This is a genomic window from Bacteroidia bacterium, assembly GCA_025056095.1.
GTDB lineage: Bacteria > Bacteroidota > Bacteroidia > JANWVE01 > JANWVE01 > JANWVE01.
This window is the reverse complement of record JANWVW010000240.1, coordinates 1-4,210: the sequence shown is the minus strand read 5'-3', so window position 1 is coordinate 4,210 and position 4,210 is coordinate 1. Positions and strand designations below refer to the sequence as shown.

Here is a 4,210-nt window from a genome sequence, read left to right as displayed (position 1 = left end):
TGCGACTTATACTTTTATAATGACTACCAATTTTTACTTAACGAATTGGATACATACAATATTATCCTCACACCTCACTGGCGCAATTCAAATCCTAACCTGCACATAGACAAATCACACGAACATTTTGAACACTTATTCTTTGCTGGTCTATTTAATGCAGGTTTCATTGGGTGTAATCAACACGCTAAACACATGATAGAGTGGTGGGCGGCTTGCTGTGTGAAATTAATCCCTCAAATTGTAAAATCAGAATAAAGAATTAAAAGAACTAATCAAAAATACTCAAAATGAAATCCATAATTATATTTACAAATCAAAAGACTATCGATTGGGAAACTACATTTTAAGGCCATTACGCCAATTAAAGAGGTTAATAAACCTATATAAAAATAGCTTCTCATGAAAATTGCTTTTATTAGTATCATGACTGCTGCTCAGTGGGGTGGAAGCGAAGAACTTTGGTCTGCTGCTGCAGCATATGCCTTATCAAAAGGTGATGAAATAATAATCAGTGTTTACGACCAAATGAGTAACGCGCCTCAAATTGTTGAACTAGTAAATAAAGGTGCTCATCTACACACAAGAGCATTATTTAAAAACCCAGAACTTATTCCACCTCTTATAAAAAGAGCTTTTAACTTTATAAAGCGCAAACTAATACCACCTAAACCTCCTGCTTTTTCTCTCCAACCTATTCTAGACTTCCAGCCTGACGTTCTGTGTATTAATCAAGGTGATACGTACGCAGCAGCATTAGATCCAGAAGTAATAAAGCTAGTTGCATACAATATTCCTTACGTGTTAATCAGTCAATTTAATCGCGAGATAAGTGTATTTCAAGACATACAGAGAATTGAGCAAGTAAAAAAGTTCTGTTTAGGAGCCAATTATTTTCTTTTTGTTTCAGAAAGAAATTTTCAAATTGCCAAGCGGCAGCTATTTAATTCAATGCGTAACTCGCGTCTCATTGGAAATGCTCCCAGTTTAAAACATTACGATCTCATAACGTATCCGTCTCCTAATGAATGTTATCAAATGGCATGCGTTGCCCGTTTAGAAGCAAATATAAAAGGTCAGGATTTACTCTTAGAAGTGTTAGCTCAACCTCATTGGAAAAATCGCAATTGGCAACTTAATTTATATGGCTCAGGTCCCTCTTATCAATATTTAAAATGTCTCGCCGAAAACTTAGGAATCGCCCACCGTGTATATTTTCATGGACATGTGAAAGACATAAAAAAAATATGGCAAACTAACCACATTAATATACTTCCTTCTATTAGTGAAGGTACTCCATTATCTTTGCAAGAAGCTATGATATGCGGAAGACCTTCAGTAGTAACGGATGTAGGAGACAATGCAAAGTTAGTAGGGTATGATCAAGAAAGAGGCTTTATAGCAGAAGCACCAACTTTGCGGTATTTGTCCAATGCTATGGAAAAGGCATGGGAAAGCCGCAACCATTGGGAACAGATGGGAATAGCAGCACATCAATACATTAAGGAACACATAAATATGTATCCCGAAATAGAGTTGTATGATTACTTATGTAAAAGCAAGAAATAATGATGCAGCAGGGAATTTCAGTGGTTATATGTTGCTATAATAGTGAGAATAAATTACCAACAACACTCAAACATCTTTCTGAGCAAGATTTTTCTGGTGCGTGGGAAATTATTGTAATAGATAATGGCTCCACCGACAGCACCTCCTATGTTGCGCAAAATGTTTGGAAACAGCTTAACTCTCCTACACCTATAAGAGTAATTTACGAGCCTCAGTTGGGTTTAAATTTTGCAAGGCACTGTGGTATTTTAAATGCTCAGTATGAATATATTATCTTTTGTGATGATGACAACTGGCTAGCGCCAGACTATCTTTCTATTGTATATCAGAATTTTCAGCAAATGCCTGACGTAGGAGCCATGGGAGGACAAAGTGAAGGAATATTTGAAGAGCCTCCCCCACCATGGTTACTCAAATACATAGGTGGATATGCCATTGGCAAGCAAGCTACTCGCTCTGGAATTGTAGATCAACGAAGATTTATATGGGGGGCAGGTATGGCTGTAAGAGCCTCAGTACTGAAAAAGATTTACAATCAAGGCTTTCATTCTATACTCTCTGACCGTAAAGGAAATACTCTTTCTGCTGGTGGTGACGGGGAACTATGTGAATTAATTATGCAAGCAGGGTATCATCTGTATTATGATGAAAAATTAAACTTTAAGCATTTTATTACTAAAAATAGATTATCTTGGTCTTATGTTTGCAAACTTTATTATGGATTTGGTCAATCACATTGGTTTTTAAGTTTGTATAAGTATGTATTTAACCATAGAAGCTCAAAGCGTCCTTTTATTTGCGATATGCTGTATCTAATAAATTCAGTAAATTTATTGATTAGAGAGCTATTTAATTTCTCGTACAAGGAGTGGATAGCTTTTTTTCTTAAACCCAGTCTCGTGTATGACCGGCGAATAGTAATGGAAATGAAAATAGGAAAGCTATTTTCCATACTTACATCTATTTGCAGTTATCGCCGTAGTGTCTTATCTATACATCAATTACGTAAAACAAGTTAAAACTTATGAAATTTTTTATTCAGATAATTTATCGCCTTTTAGATATTGCTTTTTACAAATTTTCAATAATACAACCACTACTAATAGATATTGTAAATGGTTACTTTCATCAAGATAAACAAGCACTAAGAAAGTTTCTTTCCAACCATAAAGAATTTATTGGAGAAGAAATAGAATCTCTACCCTCAGTTCTTAATTACGAAAAGCACATCAAAAAAGCTATTACTTTAGTAGATTTACTGAATTTAGATAAGTCACTTAGCGTTATAGATATAGGAAGTGCTTATGGTGATACATGCGTTACTTTCGCAAATAACTTTCCACATGCTAAAATATATGCATTTGAGCCCATAGAGGAAAGCTTTAAAAAATTATCAGAGAAAGTAGGTAGCTATTCTAATATCAACACATTTAACTTAGCATTAGGTAACCCTATATTAGATTTTTCAGAAATCGAAATACATGTTACAGCTAATTACCTATCTTCTTCTTTACTAAAAATAAACCCTAATCATGATAATACATATCTAAACTCTGCATTACAAGAAATCAAAACAGAAAGAGTAAAGATTGTTAAGTTGGATACAATATTCAAAGACATCAACGAGTATTTTAATATTGTTAAATTAGATGTACAGGGTTACGAGTTAGAAGTATTGAAAGGCGGCGAAAATATGCTTCAAAGAACCAATATTGTTATCGTTGAAATGCAAAACCACGAGGACTATGAGTCAGGAATAAAATACTATGAAATTGATAGCTTCCTCAGAGAAAAAAATTTCCTGCTTTTCGACATTATACCTTCTATATACGTAAATAGAAAATTATATGAGTGGAATGCTATTTATGTAAGTAAGAATTTATAAGCATATTCCATAAACATTGTTACACTTACCCTAAAAGAAGTCAGCGTGCATGATTTCATGAAGATATATAAGACACTTTACCTACTGAATTAATAACTTTAAGAACTTGCATCTTTGTAGCGTGATAGCCTAAGTATGAAGTGCTCTTTATCAGTGGAAGATTCATGTAGCGTATCTAAATACGGCACAACTTTGGAGTTATACTGCTCTAAATATTAACCTAAAGGCAATCAATTTTTAACAGGTGATTTTTATCATGTACTTTAAAGTGCTTTTACATCTAAAACAAATTTGTAAAAATAGTATGCTTTACAGTTGGATACGTTAATATAATTTACTATCTTTATGTAGTTAACCAAAATTTATGGGGCTGGTCTATGCAAAAATAATAGACCTTTTGGTTATTGATTATCAATGAATTGATTAATTTGGCTTAGTAATCTTACAAATTATGGCGCATATTTTTCATAATCTTAAAACTGAAAAGAAATGTAAAACTGCCACTGGTTGAAGCCTCGAAGAATTTAATGCGTTAGCAGAAGTTTACAACAAGCCCCAATCAGCTCATCCACCTGTTCTGACAGCGATAGTAAAAAGCAGGTGTTGTATGTAAGTGAGTTATGGTGGGGCAGTGTACATGATATAAACATTTCCAAGACTGAATTTTAGAGGAAAGCGGATACATGTAGATTGGTATAGAAGTATGATATGTAACCGGTTAGTTGTAAAACCTTATAAAAGGTCGAAGGGAAATTG

The 4,210-nt window shown here is 33.9% G+C and carries 4 protein-coding genes; all 4 read left to right on the top strand.

Features of this window, described 5'->3' with window-relative positions; translation table 11 throughout:
* Window positions 1-258 (top strand): hypothetical protein (locus tag NZ519_12725; GenBank protein ID MCS7029618.1); only part of this gene is annotated, 258 nt, incomplete at its 5' end.
* Between the two features lie 168 nt (window positions 259-426).
* On the top strand, window positions 427-1,569 hold the full coding sequence (locus NZ519_12720) for a glycosyltransferase (GenBank protein ID MCS7029617.1): 1,143 nt from the start codon (window positions 427-429) through the stop codon (window positions 1,567-1,569).
* Window positions 1,569-2,588, top strand: a complete 1,020-nt coding sequence (locus NZ519_12715) for a glycosyltransferase (GenBank protein MCS7029616.1) — start codon at window positions 1,569-1,571, stop codon at window positions 2,586-2,588. Before NZ519_12720 ends, NZ519_12715 begins: the two co-directional genes overlap by 1 nt.
* 5 nt (window positions 2,589-2,593) lie before the next feature.
* Window positions 2,594-3,454, top strand: a complete 861-nt coding sequence (locus NZ519_12710; GenBank protein ID MCS7029615.1) for an FkbM family methyltransferase — start codon at window positions 2,594-2,596, stop codon at window positions 3,452-3,454.
* Window positions 3,455-4,210 lie beyond the last annotated feature (756 nt).